This window comes from Paenibacillus sp. NRS-1760 (assembly GCF_050467785.1).
Classification (GTDB): domain Bacteria; phylum Bacillota; class Bacilli; order Paenibacillales; family Paenibacillaceae; genus Pristimantibacillus.
In genome coordinates this window covers 18,907-35,818 of record NZ_JBITPK010000006.1, presented here as the reverse complement: position 1 = coordinate 35,818, position 16,912 = coordinate 18,907, and the positions used below count along the sequence as shown (strand labels likewise).

The window sequence follows — 16,912 nt, the reverse complement described above, 5'->3', positions numbered from 1 at the left end:
GTTTGAACGGGAAAGTTACGACGCATGTTCTTGATCTCGCTGGAGGCAAACCGGTTGTTGGCATAACCATAGAGCTATGGTATTTGGGTAAGGAGAGCGCGGAAGCTGCAAACCAGCCTAGGCTCATTGGTTCTTATCAGACGAATGAAGATGGACGCGTTGATGAGCCATTGCTTCTGGGTGAAAGTATGGAGTGCGGAACCTATGAGATCGTTTTTGATGCAGGAGAATTTTTTCGGCGATCGGAACATTTGTCGGCGATAGATGAGAGCATATTTGATGAAATTCCGATTAGGTTCCGAATTCGCGATAAAAACTCGCATTATCACGTGCCATTATTAGTTGCTCCTGGCGGCTACAGCACCTATCGCGGAAGCTAGCCCAATCTGCGTTCATGTATACAAACAATCAGGATAGTGTATGAATATACCGAAAGGGGATTTGACGATGGCGTTAATGAATGAAAAAACTGCAGCTATGACAACGTTATTGTCGCAGCTGCCAAAGGTTGATTTGCATGTGCATTTGGATGGGAGCGTAAAGCCGGAGACCATTAGGGAGCTCGCTATAGAGCAAGGGAATCCTTTACAAATAGACTCGGAAACGGAGCTTCTGTCTCATATGCAGGTTGGAGAAACTTGCGAGAGCTTAAAGGAGTATTTGGACAAGTTTGGTTTTGTATTGCCGTACTTGCAAACGGGATCAGCGTTAGAGAGAGTTGCTTATGAGCTTGTTGAGCAGGCTGCAATCGATAAGGTAAGCTACATTGAGGTTCGCTTTGCTCCTCAGCTGCATCGCACACAAGGATTAACCATTCAGGATGTCATCCAGCATGTGATAAATGGCTTAAAGCGCGGTGAGCAAGCATTTGGCACGGTAGCTAGAGCCATCATTATTTGTATGAGGCATCATTCCTATGCGCTCAATAAGGACGTTGTTGAAGAAGCAGCGCGATTTTATAATAAAGGTGTCGTTGCCGTCGATTTGGCTGGTGACGAGGCAGGATTTCCCGCCAAGCTGTTCCTTCAGCTCTTTGAAGAGGCACAGCAGCTGGGGCTGCCGATTACGATCCACGCTGGAGAAGCGGCAGGTGCGGAAAACGTCCGAGTCGCTGTTACGGGCTTAGGTGCTGTACGTATCGGCCACGGCATTCGAATGCCGGAAGACCCGGAGGTCGTTGCTCTCGTGAGGGAACGGCAAATACCTTTGGAGATGTGCCCGCTCAGCAACATCCAGACAAAAGCTGTTCCAAGCTGGGACGCGTATCCGATCCGCCGTTATTTGGAGGATGGGATCATTGTTACAGTAAATACCGACAACCGAACGGTTTCGAATACGACGATTCAGAAGGAATACGAACAGCTGGCTGAGCATTGCGGCTTAACGATGAATGATATCGCCAAAATCGTGCTAAACGGCGCTAAGGCTGCTTTCTTAGAGGAAGCAGAGAAACAATTATTGATTGCTAAGCTGGAAAATGAATGGGCAGCAAAAGGATTTAAGGTTTAACAAAATATAAGGTAAAAGGCTTCACGTCAGATTTTGACGTGGAGCCTTTGTTTTTGCCCCTAAATCCTTGAATTTATTGAAAATGTTTCATCTGTGCTTTGACAGATAGACATTACTCCCAATCGCAACCATTTTCTGCTATATCCTGTGCACCTTGGGCTTTGTAATCCCTTACATCATGAACTAAGATGGAAAAAGTTATTAATTGTGTTTCGGGAGGGATTCACATTAGTCCAGTTAAACGATATTTACTATGGGCAAAACCTTATTGGTGGTCGATAGGACTTATCATTTTGTTAGGCATGGTTCAATTCGTTGCACCTCTATCAACACCCATCTACACGCAAATTTTGCTCGACGATGTACTTGCAGGCAAAGGGGACTGGGGGCTTTATCAAATTGTAGGCATCATGGCTATTATTTTATTTTTTGGTGTTATTGTCAGCTTTTTAAGAAATTATTTCTCAGCGATGCTTGGCAATCGGATGATGAAGGATCTTCGCGAGCAGCTGTATCATCATCTACAAAAAATGCCTGTCAGCTTCTATGATCAGAGGCAAGTAGGAGGAATATCCTCTAGAGTCATTCATGACATCGGAGGGGCTCAAAACTTGATTGGCGGGGGCATCATTAACCTTGTTCTCGATTTGTTTATGGTGCTTTTTGCGGGGTTTCTGTTATTTCGGATGAATGTGTACTTAGCATCGCTTTCACTTATTATTTTGCCTTTTTATTACTTGTCATTTACGAACATGAATGTGCATATTCGGCTTGCATGGCGTTCCGTTCATCGGCAGATGGAGCGAATCTCAGGCACACTTGTCGAGCGTATGGCGGGAATACGGATCGTGCAAGCATTCAATGGTGAAAGACAGGAGCGGGCCCGGTTTGGCAAGCAGACAAAGCAGCATTATAACCATACGGTGTACGCTCATTTATTCTCAAATGTACTTGGCAGGCTAAGTGAATCTTTTGCCCATATCGGCGGCATTATCATTTGGCTCGGTGGAGGCAGCTTAGTGCTTGCCGGTAAAATGACAGCAGGTGAAATCATCGCTTTTCAATTGCTGCTTGGCAATCTTTATGGGCCGATACAGCGATTCGCAGATGTTAATGTCACCATTCAAAACTCGATTACAAATATCGAACGAGTGTTTGAAATGCTGGATGAGAAACCTTCGATTAAGGAGTCAGAAGATGCGCTTCCTATGCCAACGTGTGATGGGCATGTCGTTTTCGTTAATGTTACCTATAACTATAAAACGAGAAATATAATACCTGCACAAACCGTTAACGGTACTGAAGACACGGATATTATCGAACGTGAGAAGGCGACTAAACGCTTTTATTGGAAACCAACGAATGTACATCCATTCCCGCCGGAAGTCACGATTGAAGAAAGACAGGGCATAAAGGATATTACGTTTGAAGCGCGCTCCGGCGAAGTGATTGCGCTTGTGGGGCCAAGCGGCGCAGGCAAATCGACTTTAATCAACCTTATTCCGCGATTTTATGAGCCTGTAGAAGGTTCGGTATTTATTGACGGCGTCGATGTGCGTGATTACAATCTGGATGATTTGCGAAAGCATATTGCATTGGTTTTACAGGAAAACATACTTTTTTCCGGCACGATCAGGGATAATCTGGTTTATGGTCGACCCGATGCTACGGATGACGAGGTTGTTGCAGCTGCAAAAGCAGCAAATGCCCATGATTTCATTATCGCGTTTAAGGACGGTTATGAAGCTGTCATCGGCGAACGAGGCATGCGATTGTCGGGCGGACAAAAGCAAAGGCTGGCCATTGCGAGAGCGATTTTGAAGGATCCCAAAATATTAATTTTGGACGAAGCGACATCTGCTCTTGATTCCGAGTCGGAAGCTATGGTCACAGAAGCGCTTGAACGCCTCATGGTTGGAAGGACAACATTTGTCATTGCGCATCGTTTAGCTACTGTTGTTCGCGCCAATCAGATATTGGTTATCGATGATGGAGAAATTGTACAAAGAGGAAGCCATCGCACGCTGCTTCGGGAAGGCGGGCTTTATCGCAAATTGTATGAACAGCAATTGAAGGCGATGAAGCCTGAAGAGATGACAGGATTGGCGCAATAAAGAACAAAAGAAGAGGCTGTCCTTCAAGGTCTAGATCTACATTGACCTTGAGGGACAGCCTTTTTTGTTACGAGGCATTTATTGTACTCATTCGAGGTTTGAAACCCAATTGGCTCAGAGAAGCCCGAATTATTTCAAAAGCCATAGCGAAGGAACATTAGAAGGTTCCCAGCCTACAAGCGAGGTATGAGATTGACGACACTCGTATGTGGAGCCATTGTACGAAACAAGTGTACCTGTTGTGTATGCTGTATTTGCAGCCCAAGGTGCAGCCGTTGAAGCGGCAGCCGTTGTTCCAGTAACCGTGCTTGCAGCGGAAACATTGCCGGCAGCATCGATCGCTTGAACATTAAATGTATAAGCTGTGCTTGCGCTAAGTCCTGTAACCGTGTAGAAAGTTGCAGTGCCGGCTACTGTTGTAACTAACGTTGTTCCGTTATAAATGCGGTAGCCTGATACTCCTACATTATCAGTTGATGGGTTCCACATAAGCATTAAGCTGCTGGATGTTGGCGCACCCATTACATGAAGGGCGCCTGGTGCAGTTGGCGCTTGTGTATCATTGCCGACCGTAGCGTTCGTTGTAACTGACAGCGAGTTGCTTGCACTGGATTCATTGCCAGCATTGTCGATGGCCTTGATGCTGAATGTGTAAGCTGTATTCGCAGCTAATCCCGTTACATTGTAAGCAAGAGTTGTTCCAGAAACGGAACCAGTTAAAGTGCTGCCGTTATATATCCGGTATCCGGTAACGCTTACATTGTCTGTCGAAGCATTCCATGCTAAGGACACGCTGTTCGTAGTTTTCGCTGTAGCCGTTAAAGCGGAGGGTGCTGTAGGGGCTTGTGTATCAACAGGATTGCTGCCGCTGAAGTTTGCATCAATGACATTGTAGAAAGCGTTCGGTGTGTCAGCGACTTCCCAAACCGCCAAAATGATATGATATCCGCTGCGTTCAGGTACGTTGCAGCTGTTCGAATAGGAGAATGGAGGCTGCGTGCCGCCATAATTTACAGAACAGAATGGCGTTAAATCAAAGGAGTCCCGAGTTAGCGCAGCATTTGGATTCCAATTTGGTTTCGTTATATAGTATTTCCAGCTAGCTGTTGCATGATTAGCAGTCAGCTTCCAAGTAAATGTATTTGGACCGGAAGACATATTCACTTTCGACCAGCGAGTAGCGGATTGCTCATCAAGTTTAGGGAAAGCGCCATTAGCGCTAGCTATTTTACCGTCAGCAGGACCTGCTGCGGGGAAACCCTTAGGTGCTTCAAGGCTTTGAGGCTCATAAACGATTGGACCACAATCGGTATTTTGACCAGATTTACAAAGTGCAGCACGGCTGGCAGGCCCTTCAACATAACCATGTGCAAAAAGCTGTTGCGAGAATAGCGTTAATCCTAGAGCAGTAATAAGCAGAATGCCAATGTAAGTACGCAGATTTTTTACCTTAAGATGTGATGAACGAATAGTTGACAATGCAGTAGCCTCCTTCAAATTTGGGGAAGATGGAATTGCCGTCACGTCTAAGAGCTGGAATGACCAACGCTTATTCGTTTCGTGTTGCATTTGAGCAAACGTGCGGGAACAAACCTCCTGTTCGTAGAGATTGTATATATAAACTCCAAAGAGTTCATATCCAGTTTAGTTTGTGTATTCTGCGCTGTTCAAAAGGGCAATTGGCTCTAGATTGATGAATGGCTAAATCATTTTAGGAGGTCATTACGGGTGTTTAGGGGGGACAAATGTATAATGTGTTTGTCGCTGAACTCAGTGTACTACATTTTCGCGACAATTATGAGTGTATTTTGGAGCATTTAATCAAACTTTTGATTGAATACCACAAATAAAGGATTAAAACGATTATAAAATGACGCTTATGCCGCATGGATAAAGGCTTTTTTGATGAATGGTGAAAGGTATTATTATCTTTTTTACATTGATTTTGGAAGATATTATAGGACTTTGGATAGGAGAAAAATCTCTTTTTACTGAAAAACCCAGCAAAGACAGCCATATTGCAAAAAAAGTGGTTTGACTATGAATAGTATTTAATTAGCTTACATATAGAAAAGCATAAAAAAAGCGAATTTTCATTCCTAATAGAATGGAAATTCGCCTTTATCGCTTTAGATATATTTTTTAATTATCAGTAGATTATTTAGTTGCAGCAGCTGCGCTGTAAACTACAGGGAAGTGCTCGCCTGATAAAATATCTCCCTCATTAACCGTTACATAAGGCACCATGGGATGATTGCTTGTTGGCGAATAGATGGTGTGGCCAGGCATGTAATGAACAGCGATTGCTCTACGTTTAAGCTCGGAACGGTTATGCGGGCTGCCATGCCAAGTGAGGCTGTGATGGTAGCCGACCTGCCCTTTCTTTATCTCGAACGGTACAGCTTCAACGACTGCGCCTTCAGGCAGCAATTCGGGCTTGCGATGAAAAGGCATAAAGTCAGGCGTACTTGCAAGATATTTCTGGTGATCGCCCCATCTATGACTGCCGGGTACCATCCACATGCAGCCGTTTTCAATGACTGCATTGTCAAGGGCAACCCATGCACTGACGAGGTCAGCTGGCTGAATAACCGGCCACAGCGGATGATCCTGATGCCATGGCGTCGGTCCACCCGTTACTGGTGGTTTATACTGGATCTGATCATGCCAGACACGAAGGGTATCGGTTTTGCATAATTGTGCGATTTCTTCGCAAATAACCGAATGTCCGGCATGTTGCAAATAAGCATCGCTAGCCATCCATATATTTACGATTTGGACTACCTTTTCACTGACGCTCATCTTCATGCCTTTGTATAAGGAGTCAGCTTCTTCCTCACGCATATTATGGTTAAGAATGGGTTTCTTGACCGCTTTTCCTTCCATAACCAGATCTAGTTCCTCGCGTAAACGTTCAACCTCAGCATCGTTTAAGACCACATCGCCTTTCAAAAAACCATTTTTCTCAAATTCAGCTAACTGTGCAGCATTCAACATACTCTTGCACCTCTCCTCAAGCTTGATTATGATTGTTGATAACTTAATCATAATGAAAGCGTGAAGCATTGTATTTTCCTAAAACAATGAATCATTTGTGTTTTTCTTATCATGTGGAGAAAAGGAGCGCATATGTCTACTATCGAGCTTGAGAAAATAGCGCCAACAGTCAACTTCGCCGTTAGACAAACGGCGGAAGCAGGCGAGAATTGGGGAGTAAGAGTCATTCCCGACTGCCAAATCATGAACGTCATTACGGGCTGTGCCGAGCTATATATCAATAATCAGACCTATACGATCGGACCTGGAGAATGCGTGTACTACGGTCCTGATTGTCAGTCCTATTTGAAAGCAACGGAGAAAACGGACTTTTACAGCATTCATTTCAGTTGGCAGCATGATTCTCCAGAGCCTGTGCATCCTGGACTTGGCATTCGGTTTTTCAATTCATGGCCGCCACAGGGTGTTTCTATCAATCCGGTACTTGTGTGCGGGACGGCAAGCCAGCTTCTTATGCCCACATTGTTTGAAGTGCCTGGGCTGGAAGCGATATGGACGCGTATGGTTAAGGAGTACAAAGGGGAGCAGCCGGGGTATACCATGGCACTGCGTGCCTTAATGATACAAGCAATCACGGTTATGTATCGGCATATGCTGGAAGGCAGTTTGTCGGCTAATGCCAATCATAAAATAGAACCTGCTATTCAAGCGATGCAGCTGCAGCCCGATTACAACTGGTCGGTAGCGGAGCTTGCTGCATTATGCGGTTATCATCCTATCCATTTCTCTAAATTGTTCAAGGAAGAAGCGGGTCTTACACCGAAGCATTTTATGATTAGAGAACGGATAAAGAGAGCGAAGCAGGCACTTCTTCTAGGGGAGAAGATGGAGTCGCTTTCGATAAGGCTCGGATTCAAAAGTATTCATTATTTCAGCCATCAATTTAAGGAAGTAACGGGGCTTACGCCGTCTCAATTTCGCATGCTTGGACAAACGAAGAAAACAATAAATGATAAGAAGCAAGAATGAGGTATCGAAATCATTATATAGTTGCTATACTAGTTGGACATTTGTTTATAGGTATAATTTGAAGGTGGAGATAGAATGGTAGACACGAATAGTCGTGCACAAGAGTTATTCATTGCCTACTACGGCAATTATTTTCAAATGCACCGCGCGGGAGAGCTAGAGGAGTACAAGTCCTACGAGATTGCAAAAGAAACGGAAACGGCATGGTTCGATGTTATGATTGCCAAAAACGCCAGTGAGCTGTCGATTAGAAACTGGGACGCTGTACTTGAGCTGCTGTCGATCGCCAAAAACAATCCAGATCCAATAATAGTAGAGCATGTTATGGCTTTCGCTAATCGCCACGTCAAGTCGTCCGATAGTATCGTAAAGCTGATGTATGCTGAAAATATGATCGAAATAATTAAACTAGTTAGAAGTAAAGCGAGTACCGAGCTGCTTCATCAAGCGTATAAATCAGCCGCTCAGCTTCTGGATGACGTTATGTCGAGTGCGTTGATCATCGATCCGGGTCATGATTTAAAATCGTTAAACCTAAAGGACAAAAAGTCCTTGAATCATCGAGCAGCAATAAATATTGAGATGATAAAAGAAATGCTTGCTGAGGATCAACAAGCTTAATTTTGGAGGTAGATATGAAAAAGACTAACAGGCTCGCTGCCATCGGAATGATCCTATTGCTCTTGTTTGCATTAGCGATATGGAATTCTTACTCGAATGTAACAGGAGCACAGGTGAAAGTGATTGAGGTTCATGAAACAGCCATCAAAATTCAGGATTTGAGCGGGCAGCAAGACATGATTCAAATTCCTAAAGGCATCTATAAATTAATTGAAGTGGATCATGATTATTTTATTAAATATGAACACCGAAAATGGGAAAGACCTACGCTCGTTTCCATTGAGCCATAATAAATCTAAAGGGATTGCTCGGCGCGAGTCAGCAATTCCTTTTTTTTTATTTACCCATTAATTATGCGATACCTGTGTAAAATTTTGTTGCTTCCACCTCATCGTTATGTCAGGATTTAAGTAGACCTATCAATATTACCCAGTACGCCACATAAAAGAGAGAGGGTTTTTTTATGGATGAGAGGGTAGCGAGAATTAGAGAGGAAGAGAAAAAATATCACGAAGCCTGCTATGATGATTATAAATTGTTTGAGGAAGGCTCGTGGCTGCATAAGCCTGTGCTGACGGTTATGAAAAATCTTGACTTACTTGATCAATCAGGCCCACTATCTGTTCTTGATTTAGGCTGCGGAGTAGGTAGAAATAGCATACCGATAGCGAAGGTATTGCAAGAACATCATATTCAGGGACAAGTGGTATGCGTGGATCTCTTGGAGTTAGCCCTGCGTAAGCTAATGAGTTATGGCGAGCAATTTGGAGTGCATCCTTTACTAAAGCCGGTTGCAAGCGATATAGGCAATTTTACAATTTCAGAGAAAGAATATGATTATATTGTAGCAGTATCCTCGCTGGAACATGTGAATACTGAAGCGATGCTGCATCATACACTGCATCATATGACTGCAGGTACAAAAGATAATGGAATCAATTGTATCATCATAAACACCAATATTCGCGAAACAGATATACGAAGCGGTGAAAGTCTAGAAGTTCTTATTGAAGTAAATATGGAAACACAAGCGATGGAGCATTTGTTAAGCAAAGCATATACGAGCTGGGAAGTCATTGACCACCACGTCAAACAGCTGGAATTTGCAATCGTTAGAAATGAAAGGGATATTTTGCTGAGCAGTGATTGCATCACTTTTGTCGTCCGTAAGATAGGATAAGTTGTACGTTGACAGTAACATTGAGGGGGTTGAGCATATGAATCTTAAACCGATGAAGTCCATCTACACGGGTCTTCTGGCAAGCTTTGTATTTGTTTTGAATGCCGTTATTCAATTTATAAACATTTATTTGAATGATGGTCCTGAAGCTCTAGGATTCTTTTTCTTTCTTGTAACATTTGTAATGATTGTTTTTTTTATAGTATACGTCGTGGATGTATTCAACAAAAACTACCAAATCATCCATGCCAAAATGGTTAGCAAGCATAAAAATATTATTTATGTTTTAAACGAAAACGGCAAAGTGAAACGAATTAGAATCATCTATCCTGAAATTTTAAATGAGTTAGTTCCTGGGCAGCAGCTCGAAATCACATTGTCATCGACTCTATCAATACCGCTTCATATTGTTACAGTTGGCAAATCTAATGAAGGGCATTTACATAACCATTTTGTGAAGTGTTTCCAACATATCGCGTGGGCGAATGCTCAAGTTATTATGGTGTTGAAATCGAGTGACCTTCCTATGGAGAAGCCATTAAGCTTGCTTAGTCATGTTCTTGCTGCCGAGAAGGTATGGCTAACCCGTATTAATGGAGAAGATAGTGCGGGGATGGCGATTTGGCCGACGCATACCTTAGAGCAATGTGAACGCATCGCTGAGCAAAATAAAGCGGACTATGAAATTTTGTTCTCCAAGCTGGTTGAATCGGACTATGGGAATGAAAGTGATAAAATCCGTTTACTACAAAAATATGTGATATCCTTACGCAGGTTGTTTTGCATGGCAGCTACCACCGCGGACAAATCGCTTTATTGCTTAGGCAAGCTGGAGCAGAACCGATACTTACAGATTATATTATCTATGAGCGACAGTCAGCTTTAATAGAAAAAAGTATTCCAATTTCGAAATAGAAGTTGAATATAACGAAGCGAATCGTTAGTATAGAACAATGATATGACAATGATGTCGAGGTGACAGTCATGATTATATGGATTAATGGCGCGTTTGGCGCTGGGAAGACACAAACTGCGTATGAACTGCATAAAAGAGCGGAACATTCATTTGTATACGATCCAGAGAATGTTGGTTATTTTATTCGTAAAAATACGCCGCGTTCAACTCATACGAGTGATTTTCAACAAAATCCGATGTGGCGTGACTTTAATTATGCGATGCTGAAGCATCTCGATGAAACCTATGATGGCATCATAATCGTACCGATGACAGTCGTAAATCCGCAATATTTTGAGGAAATCATTGGTCGCTTGCGGGGAGATGGAGTGGAAATTAATCACTATGCTCTGTGTGCAACGGAAGAGACTTTAATGAAACGGCTTCGGGGCAGAGGCGAGCGGAAAAACTCTTGGCCGATACAGCAAATAAAGAGATGTGTGGCAGCTCTTTCGGATGAAAGGTTTGGTCACCATCTGCAAACGGATCATTCGTCCATCATGGATAATGTGGAACATATCGCTTCTCTTTCGAATATTCAATTGCTGCCGGACCAAAGAAGCTCGTTAAAAAGATCGTTTGACCGCGTGATCACGCAGGTGAAGCACATTCGATTTTAAGAAAAAGAACTTAGGAAACTGGGAGGAACATCATGTCTAACTTAATGAACAACAAGGTAATCGTAATTATGGGTGTAGCCAATGAACGCAGCATAGCTTGGGGAGTAGCTAAATCACTGCACAATCAAGGTGCTAAGCTGGTTTTCACTTACCGTAAGGAAAGATCATTGGAAAAACTCAAAAAACTGCTCGAGCAGCATCAAATTGAAGCGTTGGAAGCCGTTTCCTGCGATGTGCTTGATGACAATAGTGTTATTGAGGCATTTAAGCAATTGGAGCAGAAGGTTGGCGTTATTCATGGCGTAGTTCATTCCGTCGCGTTTGCTGAGAAGGATGAGCTGCAAGGCGAATATGTAGACACAACAAGAGAAGGTTATTTGCTTGCGCAAAACTCCAGCTCCTACTCGTTAGTTGCCGTTGCGCGTGAAGCGAAGAAGCTTATGACCGAAGGCGGAAGCATCGTTACGCAAACGTATATCGGCGCAGAACGAGTGGTAAAAAACTATAATGTTATGGGCGTTGCGAAAGCCGCGCTTGAAGCCAGTGTAATGTACCTCGCTGAGGATTTGGGCAAATATGGCATTCGTGTTAACGCGGTATCTGCAGGTCCAATTCGGACGCTTGCTGCAAAAGGCGTTTCAGGCTTTAATGACATTATGTCCACGATCGAAGAAAGAGCGCCGCTTCGTCGCAATATAGATCAGGATGAAGTTGGAGATGCAACGATGTTCTTGCTTAGCCAGTTGTCGAGAGGCATCACAGGGGAAGTACTTCACGTGGATGCCGGTTATCACATTCTTGCTTTGTAATTCGTTCAAATAAAAAATGGCTCAGATCTCATAACGAGGTCTGAGCTTTTTTTATGGATGTTTTTACTTATACTGTAGAGTCGATTTGAACAATAGGTAGATCTGTCTCCTGCAATTCACTTTATTTTGATTGAATAGCGGCTTTGATTTGAAGATTGACAGCTTTTACATCTATAGAAGGTAGTGTTTTATCTTCAAGCTTATACTTTTCTTTTAAGCTTAAAATGCGATAAACGCTTTTATCCAGCATATCCCTCGAAATAACGCCGTCGCGTGCACTTTTTTTGAGCGATTGGAGGACGGATAGCTGCGTTTTGTAATCATGTCCGATGAGGATGATATCACTTCCAGCCAAAATCGAGGTGACTGCAGCTTTCCCAACATCAAAATGCTCCGTTATGCCGCCCATCGTCATATCATCAGTCATAACGACTCCTTCATAACCTAGTTCCTCGCGCAATAATTTAGAAATCATCTTTTTGGAAAGGGAAGCAGGGTAGTCTTTATCGATCTTCGGAATTAACAAATGGGCAATCATAATCGCATCGGTATCCTGCTGGATCGCTTCGACGAATGGAAGCAGCTCAAATGCCTTAAGCTCTGCCAAGGATTTATTCACGACAGGCAGATCGAGATGAGAATCTACTGAAGTATCGCCGTGTCCTGGAAAATGCTTGACGACTGCAGCCACTTGCTTAGACTGAATGGCTTTCATCGTTTCCAGGCCATGTGTAATGACTGTTTCTGCGTTGGTCCCGTAGGATCGATTGCCGATGACAGGATTTTTTGGGTTGCTGTTAATATCTAATACAGGCGCAAAATCCATGTTAAATCCGATGGAGCGAACTTCTTCACCAAGAGCTTGTCCAATTTGAAATGTGTAATCGGTATTGCCAGCTTTACCAACCTCAGCGGGGGGAGGAAGCTTAATGTATTCTTCGGGCATACGATTCACTTTCCCGCCCTCTTGATCGACACTTAGCCATAGAGGTGTTAGGTTTTTTTGATTGGTTACTTTTAGCTGATTAAGCAGTTTTAATATTTGTGCTGCATCGTTCATATTGTCCTTATACAAAATAAATCCACCAACCCGGTATTTTTCAATCAGCTCTTTTGCCTGCTTATCCATTGAAGTACCTTCAAGGCCTACGATGACCATTTGGCCGATTTTCTCATCTAAAGTCATGTTGGCGATTTTTTGTTTAAGCGGATCATTTTGTTCCGCTGGCTTGTCAGTCGATCTGTCAGTCGGTTTCGGACTAGGCATAATCGTTGGCTGGTCACTTGGACTTATTGTTGGTGATGGAGATGTTGAAGTGTTACCCGTGCTGCAACTTGAACAAATGATTAAAAGGGTTAGTAGTGTAACTGCTTTTTTTATCATCATAAAATCCTCCCTCGTTGCATGATCACCTTTATTGGCACGACTTATGCCTGCTGACAATTTGAATATTCCTCATTTTCCCATCATAAGCTGTATAGGTTATGAAAGCTACTACACATATTTTAAAATCGAGGAGGACTATGATGGAGGATCATCCCCAAGATCCAAATAACAGCACAGTTATCCCTCAGCCCATTCGAGCAAGTGATGGAACGGGAAATATAGACCAAGGACCGCGTGATATTATGCGTGATATTGAAAACCCGAACATGCTCGTTCCCCCCGTTACCGATTCGGGTTTGCTTCCTAATTTGAAATTTTCATTCTCGGATACACATATGCAATTAAACAAAGGCGGCTGGTCACGCGAGGTAACGGTTCGAGATTTACCGATTGCAACAACTCTCGCGGCAGTCAATATGAGTCTCACAGCAGGCGGCGTTCGGGAGATGCACTGGCATCAGCAAGCCGAATGGGCTTATATGCTGCTTGGTAAAGCGCGAATTACTTCAGTTGATCAAGCTGGACGCAATATGATCGCTGACATTGGTGAAGGAGATCTTTGGTATTTTCCAGCTGGCATCCCTCATTCCATTCAAGGGCTTGAGGGCGGCTGCGAATTTTTGCTTGTTTTTGATGATGGCACCTTCTCTGATTTGAATACATTATCCATCTCCGATTGGTTTGCACATACCCCAAAAGACGTGTTGTCTGCAAATTTTGGCGTTCCCGAAAGCGCTTTTCAACATATTCCTTCCGATCAGGTTTATATTTATCAAGATAAGGTGCCAGGGTCGATTGAAAGCCAAAAGGTGCAATCTCCCTATGGTGAGGTTCCATCTCCTTTTACACATCGCTTGTTGGCGCAGCCACCACTTAAAACTCCTGGCGGAAGTGTGCGGATTGTGGATTCCTCGAACTTTCCCATCTCGAAAACGATTGCTGCTGCCCTCGTAGAGATACTACCGGGAGGAATGCGTGAGCTTCACTGGCATCCAAACAACGATGAGTGGCAATATTATCTTGCTGGCCAGGGTCGAATGACCGTGTTTGCTGGAAACGGTATCGCTCGAACCTTTGATTATCGTGCTGGTGACGTTGGATACGTTCCATTTGCTTATGGACATTATATCCAAAATACGGGCAGCCAATCACTTTGGTTTTTGGAGATGTTCAAAAGTGATCGCTTTGTTGATGTGTCATTGAACCAGTGGATGGCGCTAACTCCGTGTGAACTGGTTGAAAGTAATTTACATGTCGGTCCGGAGCTGATGGATGCCCTGCGCAAAGAGAAATGGCCTGTCGTAAAATATCCAAACTTCTCCTATAAACCGAAATAAGCAGATATGATGATAATGAAGATTTTCTAAAAAGTGATTTCATGCTTTTTGGGAAATCTTCTTAATTTTGTGGACAGGTTCTCTTCTAAAACAGCAATGTGGTAAAGTATAGCTATGATGATAGGTAGGAATAGTACAAATTTTATATAAGAACACGAACATAGGAGAACGATCATGCTGAAATATAATATTTGTTTTATTAAACGCTCAAATGAAATATTATTGCTTAATCGTGAGAGATCCAGCTGGATGGGCTGCTGGAATGGGATTGGCGGCAAGCTCGAAGCGCAGGAGTCTCCGAGGGAAGCGATGATTAGAGAGATTGAAGAAGAAACGGGTATTTGTCATTACGATTTGCATTTTAAAGGATTAGTTACCTGGTCTGGCGATAATTTTGATTTTGGCGGCATGTATGCGTATATAGCGGAAGTGCCGGCTTCCTTTGAATATGCGACACCTAAGAAAACAGATGAAGGGATTTTAGATTGGAAAACATTCGAATGGATTATGGATAAAAACAATGTCGGCATCGTGTCCAATATTCCAATCACACTGCCTATGATGCTGAATGAAGCCATTAGTTACGATCATCATTGTGTCTATAAAAACGAGAATTTAATCGATATTAAACATAAAGATATTTCTTCCAGCATCGAATCAGATACTTCTAGTAGAGAGCTATATTTAAGCAGTTACGCGATCAAACAAGAATCGCATAGATAATGATTGTACAGTAGAGAGGATGAGTCGATTGATTAAAGCGTTGGTCTTTGATTTTGACGGTCTTATTATTGATACGGAAACGCCATCTTATTATGCTTTTCGTCAAGTTTATGAGGAGTATGGAGTAGAGCTGCCTGTGTCGCTGTATGCCAAATGTGTAGGGACGTCGCTGGATCAATTTAACCCTTATACTTATATTGCCGATTGTGTAACAGAAACGATAGATTTAGCAGCTGTTAAAGCAAAATTCAAAGAAGTCTATACAGAGCTTCTTAAGTCAGCTGATATTCGCCCAGGCGTGATGGACTACTTGAATGAGGCGAAGCGAATGAATCTCAAAGTTGGTCTCGCATCCAGCTCTCAGCTTTCTTGGATAAAGCCATATTTGATTAAACATCAATTGGATCATTATTTTGACAGCTTCAGTACGGCTGATGAGGTCGAAATGGTCAAACCTAATCCGGAGCTGTATTTGCTGGCGCTGCAGAAGCTTGGAGTTGAAGCGAGTGAAGCAATTTCATTCGAGGATTCTTTAAATGGCTTTTTGGCAGCTAAAGCAGCGGGACTAAATACTGTGATCGTTCCAAACGAGCTGACGAAGGATTTTGCTTTCATGGATTATGATTTACTGATTCCTTCAATGGCAGATAGAAGCTTGTCTGAGCTTATTGAAACGATAGAATTAAAGGCACCACGTATAGTGGAGAAGCGTTAAGTATAAGTAATATATACATCAAGATTGTGCAGCATTGTTGATTTACATAAAGGATTAGGTTATTTTTCATATAAGAGAATATTCATACTTACAACATACAGAATTGAGGAATGAAAATTGAAATTTAGACCTTGTATCGATTTGCATGACGGTAAGGTAAAACAAATCGTCGGTGAAACTTTGAATGCCGAAATTATAGAAAACTTTGTATCCAAACAAGATTCAGCTTATTATGCAGAACTTTTTAAGAAAGACGCGCTTACGGGCGGCCATGTTATTATGCTCGGCGGCGGAAACGAGGAAGCGGCAGTTCGGGCTCTTGCAGCATATCCAGGCGGCTTGCAAATTGGCGGTGGTATTACTGCAGATAACGCTGCCTTTTATTTGGAGAAGGGCGCATCGCATATTATTGTGACCTCCTATATTTTTAAAGATGGTCAGCTGAATGAGGATCATCTTGCAAAGATCGTCGCTGAAGTGGGGAAAGACCGTTTAGTAATCGATCTAAGCTGCAAGGAGAAGGACGGGCAATGGTTTGTTGTGACGAATCAATGGAAGCAATTCAGCGAGTTCGTTGTTAACCAACAAAACATCTCATTCCTTGAGCAGTATTGCAATGAGTTTCTTGTTCATGCTGTTGATGTGGAAGGCAAGCAAAGCGGCATTCAGCAAAGTCTCGTTCGTTCATTAGCTGATTGGGTAACGATTCCGACAACCTATGCCGGCGGAGCAAGGTCGATTGCGGATATGGATCAATTTAATGAGCTTTCAAACGGCAAGCTGGATTTAACAATCGGAAGTGCGCTTGATATTTTTGGCGGGCAATTATCCTATGAGGAAGTTGTTGCCTACAGTAACAAGGCTTAGAGAGAAAACAGCAACGAAGCTGGCTAAGTGAGACTTCGTTTCCTAGGTG

At 43.0% G+C, this 16,912-nt stretch carries 17 protein-coding genes; 14 read left to right on the top strand and 3 right to left on the bottom strand.

Translation table 11 applies throughout. The annotated features are described in order from the left end of the window. The first annotated feature begins 2 nt into the window (after positions 1-2). The 3 genes from uraH (at position 3) to ACIFSR_RS02585 (ending at position 3,623) form a co-directional block, all read left to right on the top strand. Positions 3-380, top strand: a complete 378-nt coding sequence (gene uraH / locus ACIFSR_RS02595; RefSeq protein ID WP_430054718.1) for a hydroxyisourate hydrolase — start codon at positions 3-5, stop codon at positions 378-380. 67 nt (positions 381-447) lie between these two features. Continuing rightward, positions 448-1,509 carry an adenosine deaminase gene (gene add, locus ACIFSR_RS02590; RefSeq protein WP_430054716.1) on the top strand — a complete coding sequence of 354 codons (1,062 nt, stop codon included), beginning with the start codon at positions 448-450 and terminating at the stop codon, positions 1,507-1,509. 188 nt (positions 1,510-1,697) lie between these two features. Continuing rightward, positions 1,698-3,623, top strand: a complete 1,926-nt coding sequence (locus ACIFSR_RS02585) for an ABC transporter ATP-binding protein (RefSeq protein WP_430054714.1) — start codon at positions 1,698-1,700, stop codon at positions 3,621-3,623. Positions 3,624-3,752: 129 nt separating this feature from the next. Here the strand turns inward: ACIFSR_RS02585 and ACIFSR_RS02580 are convergent, their stop codons facing one another. Next, positions 3,753-5,102: a lytic polysaccharide monooxygenase gene (locus tag ACIFSR_RS02580; protein WP_430054712.1), complete on the bottom strand. Its 1,350-nt coding sequence runs from the start codon at positions 5,100-5,102 to the stop codon at positions 3,753-3,755. A gap of 678 nt (positions 5,103-5,780) precedes the next feature. Further along, the gene (locus tag ACIFSR_RS02575) at positions 5,781-6,620 is read right to left on the bottom strand and encodes a phytanoyl-CoA dioxygenase family protein (RefSeq protein WP_430054710.1); all 840 of its coding nucleotides are present in this window, start codon (positions 6,618-6,620) and stop codon (positions 5,781-5,783) included. 132 nt (positions 6,621-6,752) lie between these two features. Here ACIFSR_RS02575 and ACIFSR_RS02570 point away from each other — a divergent pair, with 132 nt between their 5' ends. From ACIFSR_RS02570 to fabI, 7 genes are all read left to right on the top strand, one after another. Then, positions 6,753-7,649, top strand: coding sequence for an AraC family transcriptional regulator (locus ACIFSR_RS02570; RefSeq protein WP_430054708.1), 897 nt, complete (start codon positions 6,753-6,755; stop codon positions 7,647-7,649). 75 nt (positions 7,650-7,724) lie between these two features. Further along, on the top strand, positions 7,725-8,270 hold the full coding sequence (locus ACIFSR_RS02565; RefSeq protein ID WP_430054706.1) for a hypothetical protein: 546 nt from the start codon (positions 7,725-7,727) through the stop codon (positions 8,268-8,270). Positions 8,271-8,284: 14 nt separating this feature from the next. Next, positions 8,285-8,560, top strand: a complete 276-nt coding sequence (locus ACIFSR_RS02560; protein WP_430054704.1) for a hypothetical protein — start codon at positions 8,285-8,287, stop codon at positions 8,558-8,560. 173 nt (positions 8,561-8,733) lie between these two features. Further along, positions 8,734-9,450: a class I SAM-dependent methyltransferase gene (locus tag ACIFSR_RS02555; RefSeq protein WP_430054702.1), complete on the top strand. Its 717-nt coding sequence runs from the start codon at positions 8,734-8,736 to the stop codon at positions 9,448-9,450. Positions 9,451-10,230: 780 nt separating this feature from the next. Next, on the top strand, positions 10,231-10,365 hold the full coding sequence (locus tag ACIFSR_RS02550; protein WP_430054699.1) for a DinB family protein: 135 nt from the start codon (positions 10,231-10,233) through the stop codon (positions 10,363-10,365). A 69-nt stretch (positions 10,366-10,434) separates the two neighbouring features. After that, entirely contained in the window at positions 10,435-11,025 is a 591-nt protein-coding gene (locus tag ACIFSR_RS02545; protein ID WP_430054697.1) for an AAA family ATPase, read from the top strand. A 32-nt stretch (positions 11,026-11,057) separates the two neighbouring features. Next, entirely contained in the window at positions 11,058-11,834 is a 777-nt protein-coding gene (fabI, locus tag ACIFSR_RS02540; RefSeq protein WP_076269326.1) for an enoyl-ACP reductase FabI, read from the top strand. A 121-nt stretch (positions 11,835-11,955) separates the two neighbouring features. On the opposite strand, the gene nagZ is transcribed toward fabI, so the two are convergent. Then, positions 11,956-13,221: a beta-N-acetylhexosaminidase gene (nagZ, locus tag ACIFSR_RS02535; RefSeq protein WP_430054694.1), complete on the bottom strand. Its 1,266-nt coding sequence runs from the start codon at positions 13,219-13,221 to the stop codon at positions 11,956-11,958. Between the two features lie 137 nt (positions 13,222-13,358). Here nagZ and ACIFSR_RS02530 point away from each other — a divergent pair, with 137 nt between their 5' ends. From ACIFSR_RS02530 to hisA, 4 genes are all read left to right on the top strand, one after another. Next, positions 13,359-14,558 (top strand): oxalate decarboxylase family bicupin, encoded by a 1,200-nt coding sequence (locus tag ACIFSR_RS02530; RefSeq protein WP_430054692.1) that lies wholly within the window; start codon positions 13,359-13,361, stop codon positions 14,556-14,558. A 174-nt stretch (positions 14,559-14,732) separates the two neighbouring features. Next, on the top strand, positions 14,733-15,281 hold the full coding sequence (locus tag ACIFSR_RS02525; protein WP_430054690.1) for an NUDIX hydrolase: 549 nt from the start codon (positions 14,733-14,735) through the stop codon (positions 15,279-15,281). Positions 15,282-15,309: 28 nt separating this feature from the next. Continuing rightward, positions 15,310-15,996, top strand: a complete 687-nt coding sequence (locus ACIFSR_RS02520) for an HAD family hydrolase (RefSeq protein WP_430054688.1) — start codon at positions 15,310-15,312, stop codon at positions 15,994-15,996. A 117-nt stretch (positions 15,997-16,113) separates the two neighbouring features. Then, the gene (gene hisA, locus ACIFSR_RS02515) at positions 16,114-16,863 is read left to right on the top strand and encodes a phosphoribosylformimino-5-aminoimidazole carboxamide ribotide isomerase (RefSeq protein ID WP_339209142.1); all 750 of its coding nucleotides are present in this window, start codon (positions 16,114-16,116) and stop codon (positions 16,861-16,863) included. The last annotated feature ends 49 nt before the right edge of the window (positions 16,864-16,912 follow it).

Bases quoted from the DNA above. Each gene is read 5' to 3' on its own strand.
- add (WP_430054716.1), top strand. From the start codon at position 448: ATGGCGTTAATGAATGAAAAAACTGCAGCTATGACAACGTTATTGTCG.
- ACIFSR_RS02585 (WP_430054714.1), top strand. From the start codon at position 1,698: ATGGAAAAAGTTATTAATTGTGTTTCGGGAGGGATTCACATTAGTCCA.
- ACIFSR_RS02575 (WP_430054710.1), bottom strand. From the start codon at position 6,620: ATGTTGAATGCTGCACAGTTAGCTGAATTTGAGAAAAATGGTTTTTTG.
- ACIFSR_RS02570 (WP_430054708.1), top strand. From the start codon at position 6,753: ATGTCTACTATCGAGCTTGAGAAAATAGCGCCAACAGTCAACTTCGCC.
- ACIFSR_RS02565 (WP_430054706.1), top strand. From the start codon at position 7,725: ATGGTAGACACGAATAGTCGTGCACAAGAGTTATTCATTGCCTACTAC.
- ACIFSR_RS02560 (WP_430054704.1), top strand. From the start codon at position 8,285: ATGAAAAAGACTAACAGGCTCGCTGCCATCGGAATGATCCTATTGCTC.
- ACIFSR_RS02555 (WP_430054702.1), top strand. From the start codon at position 8,734: ATGGATGAGAGGGTAGCGAGAATTAGAGAGGAAGAGAAAAAATATCAC.
- ACIFSR_RS02545 (WP_430054697.1), top strand. From the start codon at position 10,435: ATGATTATATGGATTAATGGCGCGTTTGGCGCTGGGAAGACACAAACT.
- fabI (WP_076269326.1), top strand. From the start codon at position 11,058: ATGTCTAACTTAATGAACAACAAGGTAATCGTAATTATGGGTGTAGCC.
- nagZ (WP_430054694.1), bottom strand. From the start codon at position 13,221: ATGATGATAAAAAAAGCAGTTACACTACTAACCCTTTTAATCATTTGT.
- ACIFSR_RS02530 (WP_430054692.1), top strand. From the start codon at position 13,359: ATGATGGAGGATCATCCCCAAGATCCAAATAACAGCACAGTTATCCCT.
- ACIFSR_RS02525 (WP_430054690.1), top strand. From the start codon at position 14,733: ATGCTGAAATATAATATTTGTTTTATTAAACGCTCAAATGAAATATTA.